The 25808-nt window shown below is 51.4% G+C and carries 17 protein-coding genes and 1 tRNA gene; 3 read left to right on the forward strand and 15 right to left on the reverse strand.

What is annotated here, in order from left to right:
• Positions 1–1335: 1335 nt before the first annotated feature.
• The 7 genes from ihfB to uvrB all read right to left on the reverse strand — a co-directional run bounded on the left by ihfB (position 1336) and on the right by uvrB (position 11490).
• Entirely contained in the window at positions 1336–1620 is a 285-nt protein-coding gene (ihfB, locus tag B3729_RS19440; RefSeq protein ID WP_010797903.1) for an integration host factor subunit beta, read from the reverse strand.
• Positions 1621–1821: 201 nt separating this feature from the next.
• Positions 1822–3501, reverse strand: a complete 1680-nt coding sequence (rpsA, locus tag B3729_RS19445; RefSeq protein WP_010797902.1) for a 30S ribosomal protein S1 — start codon at positions 3499–3501, stop codon at positions 1822–1824.
• A gap of 147 nt (positions 3502–3648) precedes the next feature.
• The gene (gene cmk, locus B3729_RS19450; RefSeq protein WP_010797901.1) at positions 3649–4335 is read right to left on the reverse strand and encodes a (d)CMP kinase; all 687 of its coding nucleotides are present in this window, start codon (positions 4333–4335) and stop codon (positions 3649–3651) included.
• The gene (locus B3729_RS19455; protein ID WP_286788758.1) at positions 4332–6539 is read right to left on the reverse strand and encodes a bifunctional prephenate dehydrogenase/3-phosphoshikimate 1-carboxyvinyltransferase; all 2208 of its coding nucleotides are present in this window, start codon (positions 6537–6539) and stop codon (positions 4332–4334) included. Before B3729_RS19455 ends, cmk begins: the two co-directional genes overlap by 4 nt.
• 16 nt (positions 6540–6555) lie before the next feature.
• On the reverse strand, positions 6556–7668 hold the full coding sequence (gene hisC / locus B3729_RS19460) for a histidinol-phosphate transaminase (protein WP_286788738.1): 1113 nt from the start codon (positions 7666–7668) through the stop codon (positions 6556–6558).
• Between the two features lie 211 nt (positions 7669–7879).
• Positions 7880–9361 carry a glutamate--tRNA ligase gene (gene gltX / locus B3729_RS19465; protein ID WP_286788739.1) on the reverse strand — a complete coding sequence of 494 codons (1482 nt, stop codon included), beginning with the start codon at positions 9359–9361 and terminating at the stop codon, positions 7880–7882.
• Between the two features lie 119 nt (positions 9362–9480).
• Positions 9481–11490 carry an excinuclease ABC subunit UvrB gene (uvrB, locus tag B3729_RS19470; protein WP_286788740.1) on the reverse strand — a complete coding sequence of 670 codons (2010 nt, stop codon included), beginning with the start codon at positions 11488–11490 and terminating at the stop codon, positions 9481–9483.
• 297 nt (positions 11491–11787) lie between these two features.
• Here uvrB and B3729_RS19475 point away from each other — a divergent pair, with 297 nt between their 5' ends.
• From B3729_RS19475 to B3729_RS19485, 3 genes are all read left to right on the forward strand, one after another.
• On the forward strand, positions 11788–12984 hold the full coding sequence (locus tag B3729_RS19475; RefSeq protein WP_150347646.1) for an amino acid aminotransferase: 1197 nt from the start codon (positions 11788–11790) through the stop codon (positions 12982–12984).
• Positions 12985–13048: 64 nt separating this feature from the next.
• Positions 13049–13124 (forward strand) — tRNA-Asn (locus B3729_RS19480).
• 273 nt (positions 13125–13397) lie between these two features.
• A complete protein-coding gene (locus tag B3729_RS19485) occupies positions 13398–14915 on the forward strand; it encodes an amino acid permease (protein ID WP_286788741.1) in 1518 nt (505 codons plus the stop codon).
• Positions 14916–14944: 29 nt separating this feature from the next.
• Here B3729_RS19485 and B3729_RS19490 read toward each other — a convergent pair whose 3' ends face one another.
• The 8 genes from B3729_RS19490 to B3729_RS19525 form a co-directional block, all read right to left on the reverse strand.
• Entirely contained in the window at positions 14945–16345 is a 1401-nt protein-coding gene (locus B3729_RS19490; protein WP_286788742.1) for a sigma-54-dependent transcriptional regulator, read from the reverse strand.
• Positions 16342–17547 (reverse strand): sensor histidine kinase, encoded by a 1206-nt coding sequence (locus B3729_RS19495; protein ID WP_286788743.1) that lies wholly within the window; start codon positions 17545–17547, stop codon positions 16342–16344. Before B3729_RS19495 ends, B3729_RS19490 begins: the two co-directional genes overlap by 4 nt.
• A gap of 91 nt (positions 17548–17638) precedes the next feature.
• Positions 17639–19120: a sigma-54 dependent transcriptional regulator gene (locus tag B3729_RS19500; RefSeq protein WP_074825199.1), complete on the reverse strand. Its 1482-nt coding sequence runs from the start codon at positions 19118–19120 to the stop codon at positions 17639–17641.
• A 125-nt stretch (positions 19121–19245) separates the two neighbouring features.
• Positions 19246–19542, reverse strand: a complete 297-nt coding sequence (locus B3729_RS19505; RefSeq protein ID WP_286788744.1) for a flagellar protein FliT — start codon at positions 19540–19542, stop codon at positions 19246–19248.
• A gap of 19 nt (positions 19543–19561) precedes the next feature.
• Complete coding sequence (gene fliS, locus B3729_RS19510) at positions 19562–19948, reverse strand: flagellar export chaperone FliS (protein ID WP_286788745.1); 387 nt, start codon at positions 19946–19948, stop codon at positions 19562–19564.
• Between the two features lie 183 nt (positions 19949–20131).
• Complete coding sequence (locus B3729_RS19515) at positions 20132–23665, reverse strand: glycosyltransferase (protein ID WP_286788746.1); 3534 nt, start codon at positions 23663–23665, stop codon at positions 20132–20134.
• Positions 23666–23816: 151 nt separating this feature from the next.
• Positions 23817–25232, reverse strand: a complete 1416-nt coding sequence (gene fliD / locus B3729_RS19520) for a flagellar filament capping protein FliD (protein ID WP_286788747.1) — start codon at positions 25230–25232, stop codon at positions 23817–23819.
• Positions 25233–25306: 74 nt separating this feature from the next.
• Entirely contained in the window at positions 25307–25660 is a 354-nt protein-coding gene (locus B3729_RS19525) for a flagellar protein FlaG (RefSeq protein WP_286788748.1), read from the reverse strand.
• Between the last annotated feature and the right edge of the window lie 148 nt (positions 25661–25808).

Below are 25808 nucleotides of genomic sequence, written 5' to 3' on the forward strand. Positions count from 1 at the left end.
CATGAATCTGAAGACAAGCAGACCGAAATTATAAAACAGAAGCTCCTTATAGCCCTGGAGGAAATTGGCAAATATTCAAGCCAGCCTAGGTTCTTAAAGAATTACACGTCAACCCTATCACCATATAAAGAGCGTTTCGATCCAATACATTATCTTCTTATCAAGCAGGATGTTTTGCGAGAAAAATAATCCTGAAGAAAATTATAAAATTCTTGGTACTTATGAAAATCGGCACACCTGCTTTAATTAAACTGGCGAAACGGATTACTACTCGATCCATTTTCCTTAATGAATTCTACTTTGTAAAACTCATCTTTCGGAAATTAGATAAAAAGATAATCATGAATCAGTGAAAATAAAATATTCTCAGCTTGAAACAAACTAATGATCGAGAACAAGAAGCCAAGTTATCACTTAAAAAAGAGCAAAGATTTATGATTCATATCAGCTTACGCATGCAATCAACGGCATATAAATAAATCAAAAGCCATCAAATAAAAAGACATTACAAAAAAATCGCTGCTTATATTTAAATTAACTTAAATCATATAATCTATAACCAGGATCTAAACACCCAAGACACAAGCTTCATATCTACCTTTTTATTTTAAAAACAAGGTATTCATGCAAAACATCTTAAACAAAACCACACTTACTTAAAACAATCCCAATACATCCTTTATTAAAAGCCAAAGTACATATTCTGCATTCACTACCAGATATTACAGGTAAACTTTTTACCTCCCGCAAAATAAACTAAGCCTTATAAAATAATAATATGCCTATTCATCGCCCTAGCGGAGTGCTCAAATTTTGCAACAGTCCCGCTTACCACCAAACCTCAAGAATCTCTCCAAGACGATAAAAAATCGATAAAATCAGCCTCAATCTAGTCTTGGATAGATAGTTAAAAATCTTGATGAGAGCTGTAGCCAATTAGCAACATTGTTTAGTAAAGTTATTAGTTAATAATAGAATAAGGTGATACATCAGCGCACCATGGCAAAAATCCTAGAATGGCTCGCTGCACACCGTCTTTGCAATTAGATACAAATTGTTCGCTTGGACTCAGAATCTTTAAAATTTAGAACTCATAGTATTCCGCGCCAATGCGATTCGAAGACTATAAATAAGGAGCCAAGGCTAGACACTCGCGATATAAATTCCGCACCCTAAAGCAACTGACAACATGATGTACCCCGTCTACCGTGTCACATTTGAGCACTAAACAACTTTACAGATATAAGGCGGACAAATCTTGCGTCTCTTTATCCGCAATGGAACATTGCGATATGGTCCACCCGTCCACCCCATCAAGCTTTAACGCTACCAAGATTACTCCAGCTCATTGACACGATCTCGCAACTCTTTACCTGGCTTAAAATGCGGAACGTATTTTCCATCCAACGTTACAGATTCCCCTGTTTTAGGGTTTCGCCCTGTACGAGGTGAACGATAATGCAAAGAGAAGCTGCCGAAGCCTCGTATTTCAATACGATCTCCGGTTGAGAGCGCTTGGGCCATTTGCTCAAGCATTGTCTTGATAGCCAGCTCAACATCGCGAGCTGACAGCTGCCCTTGCTCCGAAACGATACGTTCGATCAACTCCGACTTGGTCATGGAATTTTCCTTCTTTTTCAAGCGGCTAGATCATTTTTTAACTCTTTTAGCATGACCGCTTGGCTTTGAAAAGCATATACCCAGCAAAAGGCTGTAAATTTATTTGACGCTAAACATATAACCCCTTAGATCTGAGAAGCTTTTTTTAGGCAATAAAAAAGGGTGGCCTAAGCCACCCCTTTCTTAGAAAACCTAAGGTGATTAACCCTGGTTTTCCATCTGCGCCTTGATCAGGTCACCGATAGTAGTCGGGCCTGCGCTCGGCTCCTGCTTGTTACGCAGGGACGTCATCGCTTCCTTCTCATCGTCAACATCCTTAGACTTGACGGAAAGGCTGATCACGCGGCTCTTACGATCGATGCTGATGATCTTGGCTTCAACTTCGTCGCCTTCCTTCAGAACGTTACGCGCATCTTCAACGCGATCACGGCTGATTTCAGAAGCCTTCAGAACGCCTTCGATCTCATGGCCCAGAGTGATGATGGCGCCCTTGGCGTCAACTTCCTTCACAGTACCACGAACGATGGTGCCCTTCTCGTTCAGAGCAGCGTAGCTGGAGAACGGATCGTCTTCCAACTGCTTGATGCCCAGAGAAATGCGCTCACGCTCAGGATCAACGGACAGGATAACGGTATCCAGCTCATCACCCTTCTTGAAGCGGCGTACGGCTTCTTCGCCCGGCTCGTTCCAAGAAATATCGGACAGGTGAACCAGACCGTCTATGCCACCATCCAGACCAATGAAGATACCGAAGTCAGTAATGGACTTGATAGTACCGGAGATACGATCGCCCTTATTGAACTGACCGGAGAACTCTTCCCATGGGTTCGGACGGCACTGCTTGATACCCAGAGAGATACGACGACGCTCTTCGTCAATATCCAGAACCATAACTTCCACTTCGTCGCCAACCTGTACGACTTTGGACGGGTGGATGTTTTTGTTGGTCCAATCCATTTCGGATACGTGTACCAGACCTTCAACGCCTTCTTCCAGCTCAGCGAAGCAGCCGTAATCAGTCAGGTTGGTAACACGAGCCTGAACACGTGTACCTTCTGGGTAACGCGCCTTGATAGCAACCCATGGGTCTTCGCCCAGCTGCTTCAGGCCCAGGGATACGCGGTTACGCTCGCGATCAAACTTCAGAACCTTAACGTCGATCTCGTCACCAACATTAACGATCTCGGAAGGATGCTTGATACGCTTCCACGCCATGTCAGTGATGTGGAGCAGGCCATCTACGCCGCCCAGATCAACGAACGCACCGTAGTCGGTGAGGTTCTTGACGATACCGCGAACCTGCTGACCTTCCTGCAAGGACTCCAACAGCGCTTCACGCTCGGCACTGTTCTCAGCCTCAAGAACGCTACGGCGAGAAACAACAACGTTGTTGCGCTTCTGGTCAAGCTTGATGACCTTGAACTCTAGCTCTTTGCCTTCCAGGTGGGCAGTGTCACGCACAGGACGGACATCAACCAGGGAGCCTGGCAGGAAAGCGCGGATGCCGCTAACGTCAACAGTGAAACCACCCTTGACCTTACCGTTGATAACACCCTTAACCACTTCGTCAGCGTTGAACGCAGCTTCCAGGACCAACCAGGACTCAGCGCGCTTGGCTTTCTCGCGAGACACTTTGGTTTCGCCGAAACCGTCTTCCACGGCATCGAGAGCCACATGGACTTCATCGCCCACGTTGATGGTCAGCTCGCCTTGTTCGTTGTAGAACTGCTCGAGCGGAACAAGACCCTCAGATTTCAGGCCAGTGTCGACAACTACCCAGTCACCATCGATGGAAACCACAGTACCTGTGATGATGGCACCCGGTTGCATGTCGAGGGATTTCAGACTTTCTTCAAAGAGTTCTGCGAAGCTTTCGCTCATGTTTATACCTGTAATGTTGGGTACACGATGCACCCGATCTACCGCATCACCAGCCAATGCGGGGTTCGTTATCAATATCCAGCAGACAGGTTGAGACTGGTTCCTGCCTGCCTTCACCAAATATCCCAAGATAGGATAATCTGGCTGTCATCCTGCCAGGTCACGCTCGGCAGCCAATGCAAGGATGTGGTCGAGCACTTGTTCAATCGAGAGATTCGTCGAATCCAGGACAATGGCATCATCTGCCGGCTTGAGTGGGGCGACGGTGCGCTGAGTATCACGCTCGTCGCGCTCACGAATCTCTTCGAGGAGACCCGGCAAATTAACACTTTCGCCCTTTTTCTTCAACTGAAGATAGCGCCGTCTGGCGCGTTCTTCGGCGCTAGCGGTCAGAAATATCTTTAATTCCGCATCTGGGAAAACCACGGTTCCCATATCCCGACCATCCGCAATAAGGCCAGGCGCCTCGCGAAAGGCTTTCTGTCGCTGCAACAACGCTTCACGTACAGCCGGCAGGATCGCCACCTGTGAAGCGCCTGCCCCAATATCTTCGGTTCGAATGAAGTCGGTAACATCCTCCCCCTCTAGGACAATGCGCTGACCATGCTCATGCCCAGCCTGGAATTGCACGTCCAGATACGCTGCCAACGCCTTGAGTGACTCCTCATTCGTCAGGTCAACGCCATGGTTGCGCGCTGCGAAGGCCAGCAGGCGATAAAGCGCTCCGGAGTCCAGTAGATTCCAGCCCAGACGGCGGGAAAGAAGTGCCGCGATAGTGCCCTTCCCAGAGCCTCCAGGCCCATCGACTGTAATAACCGGAGCGGTACTCATCATACGGAAGCCTCTTCTTTCACACGAATCCCAGCTTTAGCTGCCAGTTCAAGAAAGCCGGGAAAGGAAGTTGCAACATTTGCACAATCACGGATTCGTATCGGTGCGCTCGCTCGCAGCGAGGCCACACTAAACGCCATTGCGATGCGATGATCACCATGACTTTCCACTTCTCCGCCACCCATGGAGCCGCCCTCGATCACGATTCCATCAGGCGTAGGAGTAGCACTTACACCCAGTACTTTCAAACCATCGGCCATGACCTGAATACGGTCAGACTCCTTGACACGTAGCTCTTCTGCGCCTCGCAGAACGGTACGCCCCTGAGCACAACTGGCGGCAACAAACAGAACCGGGAACTCATCAATTGCCAGCGGCACCAACGCTTCCGGTATTTCGATTCCCTTCAACGTAGCTGAACGGACGCGCAGATCAGCTACAGGTTCTCCCCCTACCTCACGCTGACTCTCAAGCGTAATGTCGCCACCCATCAGGCGCAGGATATCGATGACCCCGGTACGAGTAGGATTGATACCCACGTGCTCAAGAACCAACTCGGAGTTTTCCGCAATGCTTCCGGCCACGAGGAAAAAAGCTGCCGAGGAAATATCTGCAGGTACTTCGATACGATTGGCAGTGAGCCTGGAGCCCGAGCGCACTCTTGCCACATTACCTTCTACCGTCACCGGATAACCAAACCCCTGCAACATTCGCTCGGTGTGATCACGCGTCGGAGCAGGCTCAGTAACCGATGTCTCCCCTTCGGCATACAGGCCTGCCAGCAATAGGCAGGACTTAACCTGGGCGCTGGCCATGGGCATGTCGTAATGGATACCTTTGAGCTTCTGTCCGCCGCGAATGGTCATCGGTGGCCGTCCCTGCTCTGCTGTTTCGATAACAGCCCCCATCTCCCGCAATGGATCGGCAACCCGGTTCATGGGGCGCTTGGAGAGCGAGGCATCACCGGTCAGGGTGGTATCAAATGCCTGAGCGGAAAGAATCCCGGACAACAGTCGCATTGAGGTGCCTGAATTTCCTAGGTATAGCGGACCTGCAGGCGCCTTGAGGCCATGCAATCCCACACCATGAATGGTTACACGACCATTGGTGGGCCCCTTGATGACGACCCCCATATCACGGAACGCCTGCAGCGTAGCGAGAGCATCCTCACCCTCAAGGAACCCTTCCACCTCTGTCGTTCCATCCGCCAGGGAGCCCAGCATGATTGATCGATGCGAAATGGACTTATCTCCGGGCACTCGAACGCGTCCGGACAACGAGCCGCCAGGATTGGCGATATAGGTAAGATCTTTAGTTTGCATAGCGTCCACATAGGCCCGGCGGGCCAGTATTTTGCCGAAATGCTCTCGGGCAACCCGGGCGCGGGTAAAGACACCCAGCAGCTGATGCCCATCCTGTGTAATGACAGCCTGACGCAATGCATCCAGGTCGTCACGAAATGTATCCAGTGTCCGCAGTACGGCTTCCCGGTTGGCTAGAAAAATATCATGCCACATGACCGGATCACTGCCAGCGATACGGGTGAAGTCTCGAAAGCCACCAGCGGCATAACGAAATATCTCAAGGTTCTCACTACGCTGGGCGAGCGAATCAACCAGGGTAAAAGCCAGCAGATGCGGCAAGTGACTGGTTGCAGCCAACACCTCATCATGGTGGTCAACCGTCATGTATTCAACGTCAGCACCCAGTGCCCGCCAAAGTAGATCAATATTTGCAAGCGCCTCAGCATCCGCCTCATCAAGGGGTGTAAGAATGACTTTGTGCCGCTTGAATAGCTGACCATTAGCCGCCGTAACACCACTCTTTTCAGAACCAGCGATTGGATGCCCTGGGACGAAGCGGAACGCTTTGCCGGCAAAGGCCTTTCTGGCTGCCCGGGCAACGCTGCCTTTTGCACTCCCAACATCGGTCAGCACAGCCTGGCCGATGTCGAGAGCCGCAAGCTCTGCAAGGACTCGTTCCATGGCAAGAATGGGAACCGCCAACTGGATAACGTCTGCATTCTGACAAGCAACGGCCAGCTCTGCCTCAGTGCTATCAACAACCTCTAACTCAACCGCTAGACGCCGTGTTTCTCTATCCCGATCTACGCCGACCACTTCATGAAACAGGCCGCTCTCCTTCATGCCCTTGGCAAACGAGCCGCCAATCAGTCCAAGTCCTACTACGACGAGACGACCAAACATGGGGACCTTTTGCGATTCAACCACGAGCCAGCACCTTGGCAAGCGCCTCAAGGAAACGACTGTTTTCCTCTTTCGCACCAATAGAAACACGAAGGAATGTTGGCATGCCGTATCCAGCGACCGGACGGACAATCACACCCTCTTGCAGCAATGCCTGATAAACAGGCGCGGCCGGTTGCCCGAGATCAACGGCGATAAAGTTTCCCTTAGAAGGAATCCAGGAAAGTCCCAACTGCTGAAAACTCTGCTCAAACTGAGCCATTCCCTCGTCATTGACCTGACGACTTTTGGCCAAGTAATCAGCGTCATCCATAGCCGCGCATGCTGCAACCAAGGCAAGGCTGTTGACATTGAAAGGCTGTCGTACGCGATTCAGTACATCCGCAATCTCCGCTGAGGAAATGGCATACCCCACCCGTAACGAGGCCAAGCCATAAGCCTTGGAGAATGTACGTGAAACCAGGAGATTGGAGTGGCCCGCCAGATAGCTCAAACCATCCGGCAACTCGTCTCCCTCGGCATACTCAATATAGGCTTCATCAAGCACCACCAACACATTCTCGGGTACCGCCTTCAGAAAGGCCGCCAAAGCGCGTGGACCAAACCAGGTACCTGTTGGGTTATTGGGATTAGCCAAAAAGACGATTCGCGTATGCTCGTCGATAGCCTTGAGCATCGCATCCAGATCATGCCCCCAATTCACGGCGGGAACTGCACGACCTTCGGCACCAATTGCCTGCGTCACCAGGGGATATACGGCAAATGCATGCTCGCTAAATACTGCATTAAGACCAGGAGCCAGGTAAGCGCGTGCAACCAGCTCGAGAATATCGTTAGAACCGTTGCCCAAGGTTATCTGATCGATATTGACGCCGCATCGACTGGCAATTTTCTGCTTGAGCTCAAACCCATTGCCATCCGGGTAACGTGTCAGCTCAGCCAGCTCGGCTCTTATCGCCTCAGTTGCCTTGGGACTCGGGCCTAATGGATTTTCATTGCTCGCCAACTTGACGATACGCTGAGGATCCAGTCCCAATTCGCGCGCCAACTCATCGACTGGCTTGCCTGGAACATAAGGTGAAAGTTTCTGCACGCCTGGCAGGGCTTGCGCTAGAAAATCGCAGCTCATTGTAACCTCATAATGGCCGGACTCCCGGCACCCATTAAACGAATGGGCGCCATGGTAGACCATGCAGCCGCGGGAACCCAGCCCAAGGCGCTGGATTACTCAACAACAACCGATCTACATGAGTAATGCTCATCACCTTGATGCAAGGTAATCAGCCACTTCAAAAGGCCAGAAAAAAGGGCGCCGTAATTGCTCACGTCGCCCTTTTCAATTACCCCAAGGTAGCCAGGAGCTTTTCCCACTCCTTGTTTTCTTTCTTGGATACCCCCCCGAGCAGCTCTATGGCCTGACGCAAGCGGAAGCGTGTGAGGTCGGGACCAAGAATTTCCATAGCATCAAGGACCGAGACGGAGCTGGCCTGTCCAGTGATAGCTGCAAACATCAATGGCATCACGTCTCGCAGTTTGAGCTCAAGTCCCTCGGCTACACCTTGAATACATGCCGTAATATTATCCTTGGTCCACTGCCGTAGCGATTCCAACTTCCAGAGAGTCAGCTGCATTACCTGGCGCACCTGATCTGGAGAAAGCTTCTTGTGAGCAAACAACCCCGCATCCAGCGGCAAAGCGCCGGCAAAAAAGAAACTGGCCAGCGGTGCAATCTGACTGAAGGTTTCAACACGCCCCTGTACGTGAGGCGCGATCTTCATCAGGTAGTCAGGGTTGAGCGCCCATTTCTGAACCTCGGCAGCAAATGCCTCCACGCTCAGCTCACGGATCCACTGTCCGTTTAGCCAAGACAGTTTTTCAATGTCGAAAATGGGGCCGCCAAGCGAGATACGATTGATATCGAAGTGCTCGATCATCTCAGCCAACGTGAACTTTTCACGCTCGTCCGGCATTGACCAACCCATCCGGCCCAAGTAGTTCAACATGGCCTGGGGCAAATATCCCATACGCTCATAGAACGTTACGGACGTCGGGTTCTTGCGCTTGGAAAGTTTGCTCTTGTCTGGATTACGCAGCAGCGGCATATAGCACAGTGCGGGTTGCTCCCAGCCAAAGTATTCGTACAGCTTGATGAGCTTGGGTGCGGAAGGCAGCCACTCTTCGCCACGCAAAACGTGAGTAATGCCCATCAAGTGGTCATCGACCACGTTAGCCAGGAAGTATGTCGGCAAGCCGTCTGCCTTCATTAGAACCTGCATGTCCATGCGGTCCCACGGAATTTCGACATTGCCGCGCAGCATATCCGGCACGACGCAGATGCCTTCTGTTGGCACCTTCATTCGTATGACATGGGATTCACCCTCAGCAATACGACGCTGCGCCTCGGCAGGATCGATATGCATGCAGTGTCCATCATAACGGGGCGTTTCCTTGCGGGCCGTCTGCTCGGCACGCACCTGATCAAGACGCTCGGCCGAGCAGAAGCATGGGAACGCATGTCCCTTGGAGACAAGCTCGTTGGAGTACTTCTTATAAATCTCACCCCGCTCACTCTGGCGATAAGGTCCATGTGGACCTCCTACGTCAGGACCCTCGTCCCATTCGATACCCAGCCAACGTAGCGCATCATAGATCTGCTGTTCAGACTCACGCGTAGAGCGAAGCTGATCGGTATCCTCGATACGCAGGATGAACTGACCGCCATGCTGACGAGCAAAGCAGAGATTGAACAAGGCGATGTAAGCGGTACCGACATGGGGATCGCCAGTAGGCGACGGTGCGATACGCGTGCGAACAGTGGTCATGGGAGGTCTCGACACAGAACAATACAAAAGGAGATGGTAGCAGCGGGCAAGCCTTGGCTTCCAGCGCCGAAAACACAAAGGCCCGGCTTTAGGACCGGGCCTTTGTGTTTGACACTCACTCAAGCCGTCATGAGGCGCTCACGCAGTTGCTGGATTTCATCACGCATTTTGGCTGCGGCTTCAAATTCCAGATCACGCGCCAGCTTGAGCATACGCTCTTCAAGCTGAGCGATCCGCTTGGTGATATCTGCCGGTGAACGCAGCTCGGCCTCATAACGACCGCTGTCCTCGGCTGCCTTGGCGGCACGACGCTTACCGCGGGCACCCGGAACAGCCGCACCTTCCATGATATCGCGGATATCCTTCTTGATTCCCTTGGGCACAATGCCATTAGCCTCGTTAAAGGCCAATTGCTTGGCTCGGCGCCGCTCTGTTTCATCAATGGCACGCTGCATGGAGCCTGTCATCGAATCGGCATAGAGAATCGCCTTGCCGCTCAGGTTACGTGCTGCACGACCAATCGTCTGGATAAGAGAACGCTCTGAACGCAAGAAGCCTTCCTTGTCAGCATCCAAGATCGCAACCAGCGAAACCTCCGGCATATCCAGTCCCTCACGGAGCAGGTTGATACCGACGAGCACATCGAACGTTCCCATTCGGAGATCGCGAATGATCTCTACCCGCTCTACCGTATCGATGTCAGAGTGCAAATAGCGAACCCGAACATCATGATCGGCCAGATAGTCCGTCAGGTCTTCAGCCATGCGCTTGGTAAGGGTTGTCACCAGGACACGCTCATCCTTGGCTACTCGCAAGCGGATTTCAGAAAGCAGATCATCTACCTGTGTCGTTGCCGGGCGGATTTCAATCTCTGGATCGACCAGGCCTGTCGGGCGCACCACCTGCTCAATAACACGGCCGGCATGCTCTGCTTCATAAGGCCCTGGCGTTGCTGATACAAATATGGTTTGCGGGCTCCCCGCTTCCCACTCCTCGAATCGCAGCGGGCGATTATCCAGAGCCGAAGGCAGTCGGAAGCCATACTCGACCAGCGTCTCTTTGCGTGAGCGATCGCCCTTGAACATCGCCCCTATCTGCGGCACGGTTACGTGAGATTCGTCGATCACCAGCAGCGCATCAGGAGGTAGATAGTCATACAGGGTTGGCGGCGGCTCACCAGGAGCCCGCCCGGACAGATACCGCGAGTAGTTTTCGATGCCATTGCAGTAACCCAGCTCCATGATCATTTCCAGATCAAAGCGGGTTCGCTGTTCAAGTCGCTGCGCCTCAAGCAGGCGGTTTTGCGTACGCAGGAATTCCAGCCGATCCTTGAGCTCCGCCTTGATATGCTCAATGGCCTCAAGCAGCGTATCGCGTGGCGTGGCGTAATGCGTCTTGGGATAGAAGGTAAAACGCGGCAGCTTTCTGATGACCTCCCCCGTCAAGGGATCGAAGGCAGAAAGATTTTCCACCTCATCATCAAATAGCTCTACGCGAATAGCCTCAAGGTCAGACTCAGCCGGGTAAATATCGATCACATCACCACGCACCCGAAACGTTGCACGGGAGAACTCCATATCGTTGCGCGAATACTGCAATTCAGTCAGACGCCGTAGCAGTGTGCGCTGGTCGATACGGTCTCCGCGATCCAGATGCAGCACCATCTTGAGGTAAGCCTTGGGATCGCCCAAGCCGTAGATGGAGGATACTGACGCTACGATGATTGCATCACGGCGCTCCAATAATGCCTTGGTTGCCGACAGTCGCATCTGCTCAATGTGATCGTTGATAGACGAATCCTTCTCGATAAAGGTATCCGAGGAAGGCACATAGGCTTCTGGCTGATAGTAGTCATAGTAAGAGACGAAGTACTCGACGGCATTATCAGGAAAAAAGGCCTTGAATTCGCCGTACAGCTGAGCCGCCAATGTTTTATTGGGTGCCAGCACGATCGTGGGTCGCTGAATCTGAGCGATGACGTTGGCGATACTGAAGGTTTTGCCCGAACCGGTCACACCCAGCAAGGTTTGATGTGACAGGCCAGCATTGATCCCTTCGACCATCTGGCGAATCGCCTCCGGCTGGTCACCAGCCGGGGTATAACGTGTAGACAATTGAAATGCAGACATGAGCTTCCTCAAGAGGAGGTGCAGAGAGCCATCCTGCCCGAGATGCACCCCAAATAACCAACACGAACCCAGCGTTTCGTTGTCTGTACTCCTGGAATGACATTGCTATCCAGACTCTTTTAGATGCGTCCTGACAGCATATTTTTCAAGCATTGAACATTAGTCTAGTTACTGCCAAGCGGGACCTGTTTTTTGTCGCCCCGACACACGATGCCCGCTATACTGTCACCCCGCTTGCGCACAACGGCAATCGGGTCTTGTGCGTGTTTTCATTCTTCTAAATCGAGCTTGCGCACAATGAGTTTGTTCTCTGCCGTCGAAATGGCTGCCCGTGATCCAATCCTGGGCCTAAACGAAGCCTTCAATGCCGATGCCCGCCCTACCAAGGTCAACCTGGGCGTTGGTGTCTATTACGACGAGCAGGGCCGCATCCCCCTGCTACGCGCCGTAGAAGAAGCGGAAAAGAAACGCGTTGTAGCCCGCGCGCCGCGTGGATACCTGCCCATTGACGGTATTGCCGCTTATGACGAAGCAGTGCAAACCCTGCTGTTCGGTCAGGGCTCTCCACTGATCAGTGAAGGCCGTGTTGCTACCATTCAGGCATTGGGTGGAACCGGTGCATTAAAGGTTGGCGCTGATTTTCTCAAGCGTCTCCTGCCTGATGCTACGGTAGCCATCAGTGATCCGAGCTGGGAGAACCATCGTGCCCTATTCGAGGCGGCAGGCTTCCCTGTACAAAACTATCGCTACTACCATGCTGCCACGAATGGCCTGAACCGCGGCGGCCTGCTGGAAGACCTTAACGCCCTTCCTCCGCATTCCATTGTGGTATTGCATGCATGCTGCCATAACCCGACCGGTGTCGATCTGCAGCTGGACGACTGGAAGGAAGTGCTGGAAGTCATCAAGACGCGAGAGCACGTGCCCTTCCTGGATATCGCTTATCAGGGATTTGGCGATGGCATCGAGGAAGATGCTGCTGCTGTCCGCCTGTTTGCCGAATCAGGCCTGACCTTTTTCGTTTCTAGCTCGTTCTCAAAATCATTTTCTCTCTATGGCGAGCGCGTCGGCGCACTTTCGATCGTAACGGCTGATCGCGAGGAAACCGCTCGAGTGCTGTCGCAAGTCAAGCGTGTGGTACGCACCAATTACTCCAATCCGCCGACGCACGGTGCCACGATCGTTGCGACTGTTCTGCGCGATCCAGAGCTACGCGCAATGTGGGAGGCCGAACTGGCAGAAATGCGTGATCGCATCCGTAGCATGCGCCATGCTCTGGTGGAAGGACTCAATGCAGCCGGTGCCAAACGCGATTTCAGCTTCGTCAATGGACAGCGCGGCATGTTCTCCTATTCAGGACTGACGACCGACCAAGTTGATCGCCTGAAAGCTGAGTTTGGTATCTACGCGGTAGGAACTGGCAGAATCTGTGTAGCGGCACTGAACAGGAACAATCTGGACGCGGTTATCAAGGCTATCGCCGAAGTTCTCTAACGTTTTTTTGTCTAAGGAGAAGTGTTGACTTCTCCTTAGCAATCAGTAAGATACGTTTCGTTGTTCCGCGATAGCTCAGTCGGTAGAGCAAATGACTGTTAATCATTGGGTCCCTGGTTCGAGTCCAGGTCGCGGAGCCAAATTCAAAACCCAGCCAGTGGCTGGGTTTTTTTATGGGCGCATCCAGGCTTCATACGGTAGCGTTCATGCAGAAATTCAATGGCGATCAAGCGCCCCGTGTTTTCCTTTTGCTGTACACTCCCGCCCTTTTTGCAAACTCTGCTTTGCAATCAGGTGCTGCCATAGGCAGTTGCCTGCACTGTAAGAACCCTTTCACTGGCAATACCGGTGAGCACTATCCGAGTCTGGAGCCTATCACCAGACCCTTGCTGCCCTAGTTGGACCTTTTGTTTATGACTGCCGTCTCCCTCCCTCCGGAACAACCGACCGCCTCGCAGGGGCAATCTACAGCAGAGCAAGCCACCACGGCGGAAAAGCCCCACCTGAACCGGGTACTGAAACCCAGGCATCTGAACATGATTGCCATTGGGGGCTCGATCGGCACAGGACTTTTCGTTGCGTCAGGCGCGACCATCGCCTCAGCAGGTCCTGGTGGTGCCCTGCTCGCCTACGCCCTGATTGGTCTGATGGTGTATTTCCTCATGACGAGCCTCGGCGAGATGGCGGCCTATATGCCCGTTTCAGGCTCCTTTAGCACCTATGGAAGCCGCTTCGTTGAAGATGGTTTTGGCTTCGCCCTGGGTTGGAACTATTGGTATAACTGGGCAGTGACCATTGCAGCCGAACTTGTCGCTGCGCAGTTGATCATGAGCTTCTGGTTTCCGGATGTTCCCGGAATCATCTGGAGCGCGGGCTTTCTTGCCTTGATGTTCCTGCTGAATGTCTTTTCAGCGCGCGGATTTGGAGAAAGCGAATTCTGGTTTGCCCTGATCAAGGTCCTGACAGTAGTCATCTTTATTGGCATTGGTCTAGCCAGCATCTTTGGCATCATGCACGGCGTTGAAGCCCCGGGTTTCTCCAATTTCACGCTTGGTGAAGCGCCTTTCGTGGGTGGTCTTCAGGCAATGGTAGGCGTGGCCATGATTGCAGGCTTTTCCTTCCAGGGAACCGAGCTGATTGGCGTGGCAGCAGGTGAGTCCGAAAATCCGAAAAAGAACATTCCAATCGCTATCCGTCAGGTTTTCTGGCGCATCCTGATGTTCTACATTCTGGCGATCTTTGTGATTGCCATGCTGATCTCTTATACCGACCCACGCTTGCTGCAAAACGAAGCCAGTGACATTAGCGTTTCCCCGTTTACGCTGCTGTTTGAACGTGCAGGCTTCGCTGCTGCAGCTGGCATCATGAATGCTGTCATTCTTTCTGCCATTCTGTCTGCCGGAACTTCTGGCATGTACGCCTCGACGCGCATGCTATTTAGCCTGGCCGAGCAGGGTAAAGCCCCCCGTCTGTTTGCCAAGGTCTCGCGAAACGGCATTCCACGTAATGCCCTGTACGCGACTACACTGGTAGGCGCCCTGTGCTTTTTGACCTCAATTGTTGGCGATAAAGTACTTTATACCTGGCTTCTGAATACCTCAGGCATGTGTGGCTTCATTGCCTGGCTGGGCATTGCCATTTCCCATTATCGATTCCGCAAAGGCTATATCGCTCAGGGTGGAAGACTCGAAGACCTGCCCTACCGGGCCAAACTCTTCCCCTTCGGGCCGCTTCTTGCGTTCGCTCTGTGCCTATTCATTACCATGGGGCAGAACTACACGGCGCTTATTGGCGAGCAGATCGACTGGGCAGGTCTGGCAGCAACCTACATCAGCATCCCTCTGTTCCTGCTGATCTGGCTGGGCTACCGCTTCAAGCACCGCAGCCGACTGGTTCGGTACAAAGAGATGGACCTGAGCTCTGGCGATTGACGCCTTTGACCCCGGCTCATGGCCGGGGTCTAGCTGGCATAGAGATAGGCTTCGATATCAATACCGGCCTCACGCATCTGTGCAAGCTTGTAACGCAGGGTGCGTGCACTGATACCCAGCCGATCAGCCGCTTCCTTACGCCTTCCTCGCTCAGCACGTAACGTTTCCATGATGACCTCGAATTCACGGCGACGCAGGTCATCTCCCAACGCTCCTGCAGTTAGTGATTCATCAAGAGCGATAGGACTTAAAGGCGCTTTGACCGCAGTCACTGGCGGAGCGATATCACGCGCAACAAATCCGGGAGCACCGTCAAGGCATAGGTCTTCAGGCTCAATGGTACCCGCCTGCTGCAGAATCAAGGCTCGCTGAACCGCATTATCCAATTCGCGAACATTTCCCGGCCAACCGTAGTGCTGAAGCAGCCTGGCAGCTTCTTCCGAAAACACAATACCGCTCTGCCCTGCCCTGGCGGCATGCTTTTTCAAAAGCCGATCTGCAAGCGGCAGAATATCCGCAGGGCGCTCACGAAGCGGTCGCCATGCCAAGGGAAAAACAGACAGTCGATAATACAAGTCTTCTCGAAAGCGCCCGGCGGCTACCTCAGAAGAAAGGTCCCGGTTGGTGGTTGCCAACACTCGAATATCCACCTGCTTGGGTTTGCGCGCACCAACACGCTCTACTTCTCGCTCTTGAAGCACCCGCAGAAGCTTGGCCTGTAACCCTAATGGCATCTCGGATACTTCATCCAGCAGAATGGTGCCACCATCAGCCAACTCGAACTTGCCTGGCTGGGAGGCTATGGCACCGGTAAAAGCGCCCTTCTCATGACCAAACAAGGTAGCTTCGAGCATGTTATCCGGGATGGCTGCGCAGTTGATGGCTACGAAAGGTCCGGCTGCACGCGTTGATTGCAGATGGATATAACGAGCCAATACTTCTTTCCCTGTACCGGATTCGCCAGAAATCAGCACGGTTGAGTCACTTTTTGCAACCCGGGCCGCCAAGGCCAGGAGCTGACGACTTGCCGGCTCTTGGGCAACTGGACTGTCTTGTTCATCAGCGACTGAATGGCTTACATAACGCTCGACTCGCTCCAGCAGCACCCGAGGGTCGAATGGCTTGACCAGATAATCCACAGCGCCTTGCCGCATAGCATCCACAGCACGCTGAATGGAGCCAAACGCGGTCATCAGCAGGACCGGTACATGCCATTGTCTCTGCTGAATACATGCCATGAGCTGATGACCATCCATGCCGCCCATGTTCACATCACTGATGACCAGCCCATAAGCGCTCTGACCCAGTGCTACCAGTGCAGACTCTGCGCTGTCGACCGAGTCGAAATCGAAGCCACCGACCTCTAGCGTATCCTCCAGTGCTTCGCGCAGGGCTGCATCGTCCTCTACCAGCAGAATACGAGCGCTCATAGGGGATTCTCCATCAGCACCAATCGCGGTCCATTAAGCGGCAAGACAAATGTCATACAGGTTCCCCTGCCTGGCCTGGAGCGAATCAACAGGTCGCCGTGGTGAGCCTTGGCTACGGTCCTGGCTACAGTCATGCCAAGGCCGGTTCCCATGAGTTTGGTGGTGAAAAATGGCTCGCCAAGCCGCCTTACCGTTTCAACGGTCATACCGGGGCCGCTGTCGCTGATGGACAACCTCAAGGTGTCCTGCCTGGCGTACGCGTGAATCTTGTACCGCGCGGTCTTGCCTGCGGCCTGTACAGCGTTATGGACAACATTCATGACTGCACCTACAAACGTGTCCCGGTTACAAAGCACTTCTCCTACAAATGCGTCGCATTGCCATCGCAATTGCAGATCTTCCAGGTAGGGATTGGCAATTGACTGGATGGCAGCGAACAACTGAACGGGAGAAACTCGATCATTGAGCGGCAGCTCACCGCGCGCAAAGATCAACATATCCTGAACCTGGTTCTCAAGCTCATGGAGGCGATCTTTGAGTCGGCTGGCAAATCGTTGCTGCTGCTCGAATGGCAACGGACGCTCAGACAGGTGGCCTGCATACAACATGGCGGCAGATAAAGGTGTACGAATCTGATGCGCAAGCGAAGCAACCATGCGCCCCATGGAGGATAAGCGCTCATGGCGAGCCAGCTGCTCTTGAAGGCGGCGCGTTTCAGTCATATCGCTCAGCATGATGAGCTGACCGGGTTCACCGTCCAGCGAGCGTGTCGCCAATGACACCCGACGACCACTTTTGAGTGATACCTCATGCCCATCATCTTTGCGAGGCGCGAAGCAGCGACCGATAACGTCCCGCCAAAGCGTTCCTACCAGCGGCTCGCCTAGTAGACCGACTGCAATAGGATTGGCCTCGCAGACAACGCCCTGCCCATCCAGAACGATAATGCCGGCCGGAAGAATATCGAGAAGACTTTGCAGTCGGTTAGCCAGCCGCTCCTTCTCTGCCAACTCCTGAATACGTTGGGCGGTTTCGCGTGCAAGCTCACCTTTCAGATCCGATAGACGATCTTCAAGCCAGCCATACGGCTCATTGAACAGATCGGAGATGGGCTCAAACAGAACACTAGCCTGCTCAAGTGTTCGTCTGACGTCATCCGTAGAAGGCGTATTAGAAGGAACCGGCGTTACAGATGAACTCATGCGGTACTCTCTGTTTAATGACAGGAAGTCGTCACCAAACAGAGAGTGTGCAAGCTGCGTGCCGTTAGTAGAGGCGCCTCAGAGGCAAGCGTTATTCCTCATCCGCCAGTTCGTCCTCACGGCGACCCATACCATACTTGCGCATCTTTTCGACCAGAGTAGTACGCCTGATACGCAAGCGCTCGGCTGCCCGAGCGACCACACCGCCAGCATCATCAAGGGCTTGCTGGATAAGGCTTTGCTCAAGATTCGCCAGATAATCCTTGAGATCCAGCCCTTCTGACGGCAGTAGTGCAGAGGATGCTGCCGGACCCGGGAGACTGGCTAGCGCTACCGCTTCACGCTCTTCAAGTTCTTCACGCAAGGATGTGGTCATTGCGTCGTTTTCATCTTCTACGTAACGGAATTTCTGTGGCAGCTCAGCTACACCGATAACACCATAGGGATGCATGATCGCCAGTCGCTCAACCAGGTTGGCAAGCTCACGCACGTTACCCGGCCAGCTGTGCCGGCACAGCGACATAATAGCCGCCGAGTTAAAGCGGATGGAGCCGCGCTTTTCATGCTCCATACGGGAAATCAACTCATTGATGAGCAGCGGAATATCTTCTGCACGATCCCGCAGGGGCGGCATATCGATTGGAAAAACGTTAAGACGATAGAACAAGTCCTCACGGAAGGACCCATCCTCGATCATCTTCTCAAGATTCTTGTGAGTTGCTGCAATGATGCGCACATCGACTGTTTGAGTCTTGTTACTGCCCACACGCTCGTAGGTACGCTCCTGCAACACACGTAACAGCTTGACCTGCATGTTGAGTGGCATATCGCCGATCTCGTCCAGGAAAAGCGTACCGGTGTTGGCCAGCTCGAACCGCCCGGCGCGGTTGGTAATGGCCCCGGTAAACGCACCCTTCTCATGACCGAACAGCTCACTTTCCAGCAATTCAGCTGGAATTGCGCCGCAGTTTACTGGAACAAAAGGGCCGTCTTTACGTTTTGAATGGAAATGCAGGTTGCGCGCAACAACCTCCTTACCTGTACCTGACTCACCGAGAATCAAGACACTGGCTTCGGTATCCGCGACTTGCTGCATCATTTTCCGCACGCCTTGAATGGCGCGGCTGGTGCCGACCAGGCTACGGAAAAGATTGGGCTCACGCTGGCGTCCGCGGTCTCGCGCCTGATCATACATATCTCGATAGACCTGAGCGCGATGGAGCGAGTCGAGCAGCTGGTTGTATTTAACCGGAACCTCTAAGGTCGCCAGGATGCGCCGCCGGACATCATCCGGCCAGTCGCTGTACGTGACGGCACCTAGCAATAGAATAGGGAGGACCTCGTCAAACGCTCCCAGCTTTTTTAGCAGCTCGACGCTCCCCCCCTGCGCGTCGATCTGGCCCAGCAAAACACACAGTACTGCTCGACTACTTTCAAACGACTCGACAGCCTGCTCCCAATCAGCGCTCGTACAGGCGACATGTTCTTCGCCTAGAAAGGCCAGAATGACGGCAAGATCGTGGCGACGCTTCGCGTCATCTTCTATCAGGAGGATTTTAGTTTCACGCCACATCTTCAATTATTCCCTTTCCGCCAAAGACCACTAACAGGCATAGCCCTAGTAAAGTCAAAAGTGGGAACAGAGTCAATTTTATGACGTGTTTTTCTTACTTTAAATTTATTCCGCTGGTCGTATTCTTAGCCAAATAACTTGTAAACATTGGCCGCTTTCTTAGAACGCTTCATGCGAGACGCTTCTTTTGCAACTTCATTACGTTGCATACGACTTGCGTATATCAGCTTTCCATAAAAAGCCAGTAACTGCTCCAAACTTAAACGTAAAGCATAATCATTACGCGGCAGCTCTTGCATTGCCTCATCTATATAAAGGCGGCAGGCAAAGTCCAGCGGCCCTATGGCATCCCAGTCTTGATTATCGAGCGCGGCAGCCAAGGCTTCCCGCGTCTCGTCTATTCTTTTGATTGCCAGTGACATAACCCGATCTCCAATGCTCTCAGGCTGCGGGTGCGATACCGTCCCAACCCTCTTTGATGGTACGCAGAAGCTTGGCAACTTCATCAATCTTGGCCATATCGTTCTTACGGTTTGCCTCGATCAGACTGGTTGTCATGTACACATAAAGTTCGTTTAGGTTACTGGCGATCTGTCCGCCCTTTTCAGGATCCAAAGCTTCTCGAAGGCCGCCAATGATATCGATGGCCTTGCCAATCAGAACCCCTTTTTCCGCGATCTGGCCGCGACTCATGGCACCTTTAGCCTGCGCGAGCCGCGACAAGCCGCCCTCCATCAACATCTGGATGAGACGATGGGGGCTCGCTTCCAATACTTGAGCCTGAGTGCTGACCTGCTGATAGTGGCGCATGGCCGATTGCGTATACATGGAATAAATTCCTCACGTATAAATTTGATGTAGATAATGTCGGCCTTGAACGCGAAAGCTTTAAAAGAAGATGAAAACTTTTGCTGACAACTAGAACCAGGTGGCTATCGGCAAACGTAAATGGCTGGACATAAAGAGCAGGTAGACCACTCTTTATGCCCAGCATGAACAGCACCCTAATGATCAGTCAGGTAGCCACGCATCGCGCCATGCTTCAAGACGACTACCATTCAACATCCAGTCTCTCAGGACCGCTTCACGAAGCGCGTCACCCGCCTTGGCCGTAGCATCCATATCGGACAGATGCATGCGGATGGCATCCACCCAGGCCTTTGTCTCGTTTTGCACGAATGTTACGGGCAAGCCAGAACGGAAGGTCACGATATCAGTACAGATGACCGGGAACCCACAAGCTCCATACTCCAGCAAGCGCAGATTCGTTTTGCATTCGTTAAAACGGTTCTGCTCCAAAGGCGCCAATGCCAGATCAAGATTCAGGCTGGCCATTTTTTCCGGGTAAGACTCAATAGATACAGGCTTGTGAAACTCCTTGATGTAAGGGCGTAACAGTTCAGGGCACATACCCATGAATATCCAATCCACTTCATCCGCCAGCTCCTTGAGCACATCAACAAGAAGCTCCAGATCTCCTGTATGGCTGGTACCACCAATCCAACCCACTCGTGGTTTGGGCCCAACACGTCGTTCTGCCTTTAAGTTACCCCACCAATCCACAGGCAAATAGTTAGGCATCACACGTATATCACGGTGATATTTAGAGAATGCGTCAGCCAAAGGCGCCGTTGAGGCAACGAAACGGTCAACCCTATCCAAAACAACCTGAATCAGTTTTTCCACATCCTTGGGCATTGCGTTTCGGTGAATGCTTTTTTTAGGGACATCCACATAGTAGTCATCCATATCAATAACCCGGAAGGCCTTCGAAAACGCATAACGGCCCTCTTCGATCTGATTGATGCCCTGAGGTGTAAACTGGCGCTGATATAAAATTACATCGGGATCAAACCGCTCAAGCTCTACGGGTGACAGCATCGCCTTATCAACAATTGCGCCGTCAACAAGCATGGCCTCCTGCATCGCTCTAAAAGGCTGGCGATGGCGGTAATGCCCACAACCTCCCGCATCGGAGGGATGTACTAATAGTCTTGGCAAAGAGCTTGTACCAATTTTGCTCCACTCACGCGCCTTCTCATAAGCCAGCTCGAAGCCGGAACCATCCAGAGAAAGATTTTGGTTATAAGCTGCATCTCGCGCCAATAATGGCAACCACCTTTCATACAAGGCGTGCCGCTCAGCTTGTAAAGAGTTGTATCGATCATAGTCTTCGTTGCGGCTATCATCGCCACCCCACTGAGTCAATAACGCATAGGGCGTCCAGACAGTCAAATAACCCTCTGTCTTAATCTTGAGGCAAAGATCCAGATCAGCGTAACCAGCCTTGAATACGACTTCGTCCTGACCTTCGACCTGCTCATAGACAGAGCGTCTAACTAACATGCAATCCGAACTGACCACACTATAGTTCTGGTCAGTCACCAAGCGCTCCATGTAGCCGGATGCGCTGGCTGACTCGCCTACGTGCACAGCGCCTACCGGACCACGCAAACCAAGGATCATTCCGGCATGACGAACAGATCCGGTAGGAAATAGAACTTTAGCACCGACAATTCCTACTTCTGGTCTTAATGCATGATTGAGCATCTCGTCCAGCCATGAAGACTGAGTAATTTCTATATCTGGTGATAACAATAGAACATAGTCGCCCTTTGCTTCTCGGCAAAGTTGATTCTGGATAACGGTTGTATCCAGATTTTCGTCATACACAGTGATAGAAAGTCTTGGTAGGGCAAGTTTTTTCAACTCACTTAGCCAGCCAACCGTAGATTCAGGACAACTTGCATCAGCCCCAATCAGAAGCTCAAAACGAGTGTAGGATGTTTTGGAAAGCAAGCTCTCAAGACATCTCTCCAGACTGGCCTGGGTCGTTTTTGCAGCAATTACGATAGATACGAGAGGCTGCGCTTCATGGCCATAGATAACACGATAACGACCCTCGCCTAGGCTCAAAACACGAGCGTGCTCATAGCCACGAGCGATTAAATGACGCGCCAGAATAGTTTGCTCTTCAGACGATGCACAAAACGCAGGCTTTTCTATACTCAGAAGTGCCTCATCGACATGACCGATACCTGCTAAACCATTGTTTTCAATAAAGCGCGTCAGCAGATCGAACTCATAGGCTTGAGCAAACGCAGGATCGAAACCGCCCAGCTCTATGAATTTCTCTTTTTTCATGAGCCAATGGGTTGCCATGACTTCAGGGTAGCTCAAGAAATAATCCAAACTGAATGCAGGTCGCAGCGCAGCTGCAGCAAGCGAACCATTGGCTTCCTTATAAAGGTTATCTGCATAAACAGCCTGACAATCAGGTACTGTAATTATCTCTTGGGCCAGTGTCAGCAAGCCGAACTGCGTAAAGATCTCTCCAGCCTGAACTGTTAAAACCCAATCACAATGAATATTAACGACTTCACGGTTTGCGTCATTTATAAAATCAGCCTCTGATCTTATAAAGCGCAAACCATCAGAACCGGAATCCTTGGGTAGATCCAGAGGCGATAACACCGCAACATCGAAGTTCTGATAAAAGCAGTCGTTTAGGCTCTGCAATGTTTCAATTATCTTATTGATATTTCCATCCCGATCAAGAACAAAAATACCGAACCTTGGCCCACCGGAGTTTTCTTGAAGACTTTTCTCAACAACTTTTAAAGACAATACAGTCGGTGCTCTCCGCGACAGCCAAAACTTCAAGGCTGCATCAGCTCCAATATTGTCAAACTCGCTTTTTCTCTCAATCTTAACGGACCGGTAGAACTCCTCGTCCGTCCCGATCAGGTCTGCTTTCAGCATTAAAGCTTTGATCGCATGCGTTGCGCCTATCAACCCTACGTCCGGCACTTTTTTCGGAGCAAAGCTATGCTTTTCGGAAAAGACATTTACTTCTGCCTCATCGTCTTGTTTCGGACTTTCTTTCTCTAGGACGTTAGCGTCATCTTGAGCTAGCTTTTCTTCACCAAAGAACTGCCATGAATTCTCAATATCAGCAAAGTATCGATAAGGTGGATGCAATTCAGCCTTGATAATATTACAGACGTGATCCGCATGGCCCAATGCACTTTTGTAACGGCTATCCATTAGCCCGACGCTTTCAAGACAGCGTTTCGAGTAGTAGGAAAAGGCGCCAACAAGATTGCCATACAAGGGAATTCTTATGTCCTTGTAGCCGAGAACAGCTTTGGGATTTGGCACCATAGCCTTGCCTATCTTATTGGCCACACCCTGCTGGCTATAATTGAAATGTTCTATACCACTAATCTTTGAAGCTTTTACATATTCATCAAAAACAGTATCTTTCGTTACGTAGACATTATCTTCAATCAGAAAAACATGATCTATTCCATACTCAACGAAACGTGACAATGCATAATTTTTCGAAGCAATAATACCCTTGCTGGTTTCATGATGGATAATCTCATCAACCTTTATATCGTTAAATATGGCACAGTATTCGCCATCGTTTACAACAATAAAGTAATCAATCTTATCCTTAGGAATACTCTTATACAGTTTCAGGAAAGAGTCTGGTCGATTGCAGGTAACTATCGCGCAGCCAATCGTTTCGCCGTTGATCATGATGACCTCTGAAGAGATATACCATTGCGCGTCAATAATGTGAGTCGACACGCTGCTAAGCGCATGATATGCACTATACATGCCAGCTCACTTATCTTGAATCTAGATAATAAAAAACCCGGCAAGCCGGGTTTTTTATACTTAACACTAATTAATCCTTTCTATTATTCAATGCATTTAGCGTAGTTAAAACGCTCGTACTGGTAGCATTTAATTGAGCAACCAATGTATCCATAGCGTTATACTTGGCGCTAAGTGCAGCCTCAAGGTTTTCAATACGCAAATCTAGAGCATCCTGCTGATCAGACAAGCTATCCAAAGTACTCTGAAGGCTCGTCTTTCTATTATCCAAAATTCCTTTTGACGCTGTATAACTATCCACCTTGTTATCCAGACGCTTCAGAATTCCTGTATCGCCGGTAAAAAAACCGGAAACAGCAGAGTAGTTTTCTGTCAGCGCCTTGTCTAATTTCGTGCTATTGACCTCAAGCGTGCCGTCCTGCTTGGTCATGATACCCAGCTGGGACAACATGCTAATACCTGTAGAGCTTGAACTCTGGGTATTTACCAGCTCATTACGGATATCACTGAGCAAACTACGAACAGTGGCATCACCAGTCAGAGCAGCAGCCGAAGTGGTGGTCGAGCTAGAAGAGACGGTAGAAGACACCTTAGTCAGAGAACTCGTGGTGCTTATCAGAGCATTGTATGCATCCACGAAGGTTTGAACAGATTTTTTAAGCCCTTCCTTGTCGGTGGAAACTTCAACAGTAGAAGAGCCGGTACTTACCAGGTTTACAGTCAAGCCACTAATCGTTTTGTCCAGTGTATTGCTGGCGCTAGTCATGGCCAACCCGTCAATTGTAAAGCTGGCGTCCTTGGGTCGTGCATCTACAAAACCGCTCACCAAGTTGCCGTTAGCATCCTTGATTTGGGCGGTACCATCTACCTGAAAGGAAGACAGGGCGCTGTCCTGAGTAGAAATGGACAGGTCGGTGCCCGACCCTGTAGTCGTCGAGCTCAATACCAGACGGCTACCATTGGCATCACTCAAGATGTTGGCGGTGATGCCTTTGGTTTGCAGCTGCTGATTGATAGCGTCACGTACGCCCGTAAGCGATGCTCCCGCCGGAATATCGATGTCGTATGACGTTCCCGTACCCGAGGCCGAGCCTTGAGTAATGGTCAGCTTACCGGCAGCCGAAGTTGTGGCATCAGTTGCCATGACCTGCGTCGCCACTTTGGAGCCGGAGGCCAGATTACTTACGTTAAGCTTGTAAGAGCCATTTACCGCGCTATTGCTGGACGTAACGGTAGCGACCTTTTCATCAGATGATTTAGCGCTCAAACCAACGAATGAAGACGTTGTATTCAGCTTATCCAATGCAGACTGAAAGGTCTCCAAAGCGCTTTTTAGGCTACCAATAGCCGAAAGCGTGGTTTGGGTCTTCTTGGTTTGCGTATCAATCTGGTTTTGCTTGGGTGCTTTTTCAGCATTGACCAAAGCTGTAACGATAGATTTGGTATCAATTCCCGTACCGATACCGCTAACTGATGTGCCTGCCATATTAGTCCCGCCTCAACAAACTTTTGACTGTGTAGCCACTGTTATCATTGCCTAAGCATTAATCAGGCCAGCCACTAGACCTTATCTTGAATCAATGCTGGATTTTCATTCTTTAAGCTCTGTGCCAGCTTGAGAGCTTCTTCCGAGGGCAACTGCCGAATGAGTTCACCACTTGCCCTGGCAATGACCTTTACGACTACCGCACCGGTACTGTCGTCGATGGAGAACTCAAGGTTTCGCTGCACCGAGTCAACAAACTCTTGAATACTTTTTACAGCCTGCTCAAGTGTTTCGCCGTCCGGCTTTGTTTTTTTAGACTCAGGCGAAGCCATATCCTTCGATAGTTGAGTTTCACTGGAGTCTGTATTTACTTTGCTGGCGTTTCCGCCTTGGGTATAAGCCGTGTTCAGTCTGACATTCATGTCCATGCCATCACCTCACAAACAAGAAAACGAGGAGATGCTTTCGCATCCCCTCGTTTCTCTTGCATCAAACACTCATTAGTTGAGCAGCTTGAGCACAGCGTTCGGCAGCTGGTTGGCCTGGGCCAAAACAGCGGTCGAAGCCTGCTGCAAG

The sequence above is a fragment of the Pseudomonas sp. UBA3149 genome (assembly GCF_002364655.1).
GTDB lineage: Bacteria > Pseudomonadota > Gammaproteobacteria > Pseudomonadales > Pseudomonadaceae > Chryseomonas > Chryseomonas luteola.

Excerpts from the sequence above, each read along its gene's own strand:
- ihfB (WP_010797903.1), bottom strand. The coding sequence starts at position 1,620 with ATGACCAAGTCGGAGTTGATCGAACGTATCGTTTCGGAGCAAGGGCAG.
- rpsA (WP_010797902.1), bottom strand. The coding sequence starts at position 3,501 with ATGAGCGAAAGCTTCGCAGAACTCTTTGAAGAAAGTCTGAAATCCCTC.
- cmk (WP_010797901.1), bottom strand. The coding sequence starts at position 4,335 with ATGATGAGTACCGCTCCGGTTATTACAGTCGATGGGCCTGGAGGCTCT.
- B3729_RS19455 (WP_286788758.1), bottom strand. The coding sequence starts at position 6,539 with ATGTTTGGTCGTCTCGTCGTAGTAGGACTTGGACTGATTGGCGGCTCG.
- hisC (WP_286788738.1), bottom strand. The coding sequence starts at position 7,668 with ATGAGCTGCGATTTTCTAGCGCAAGCCCTGCCAGGCGTGCAGAAACTT.
- gltX (WP_286788739.1), bottom strand. The coding sequence starts at position 9,361 with ATGACCACTGTTCGCACGCGTATCGCACCGTCGCCTACTGGCGATCCC.
- uvrB (WP_286788740.1), bottom strand. The coding sequence starts at position 11,490 with ATGTCTGCATTTCAATTGTCTACACGTTATACCCCGGCTGGTGACCAG.
- B3729_RS19475 (WP_150347646.1), top strand. The coding sequence starts at position 11,788 with ATGAGTTTGTTCTCTGCCGTCGAAATGGCTGCCCGTGATCCAATCCTG.
- B3729_RS19485 (WP_286788741.1), top strand. The coding sequence starts at position 13,398 with ATGACTGCCGTCTCCCTCCCTCCGGAACAACCGACCGCCTCGCAGGGG.
- B3729_RS19490 (WP_286788742.1), bottom strand. The coding sequence starts at position 16,345 with ATGAGCGCTCGTATTCTGCTGGTAGAGGACGATGCAGCCCTGCGCGAA.
- B3729_RS19495 (WP_286788743.1), bottom strand. The coding sequence starts at position 17,547 with ATGAGTTCATCTGTAACGCCGGTTCCTTCTAATACGCCTTCTACGGAT.
- B3729_RS19500 (WP_074825199.1), bottom strand. The coding sequence starts at position 19,120 with ATGTGGCGTGAAACTAAAATCCTCCTGATAGAAGATGACGCGAAGCGT.
- B3729_RS19505 (WP_286788744.1), bottom strand. The coding sequence starts at position 19,542 with ATGTCACTGGCAATCAAAAGAATAGACGAGACGCGGGAAGCCTTGGCT.
- fliS (WP_286788745.1), bottom strand. The coding sequence starts at position 19,948 with ATGTATACGCAATCGGCCATGCGCCACTATCAGCAGGTCAGCACTCAG.
- B3729_RS19515 (WP_286788746.1), bottom strand. The coding sequence starts at position 23,665 with ATGATCAACGGCGAAACGATTGGCTGCGCGATAGTTACCTGCAATCGA.
- fliD (WP_286788747.1), bottom strand. The coding sequence starts at position 25,232 with ATGGCAGGCACATCAGTTAGCGGTATCGGTACGGGAATTGATACCAAA.
- B3729_RS19525 (WP_286788748.1), bottom strand. The coding sequence starts at position 25,660 with ATGGACATGAATGTCAGACTGAACACGGCTTATACCCAAGGCGGAAAC.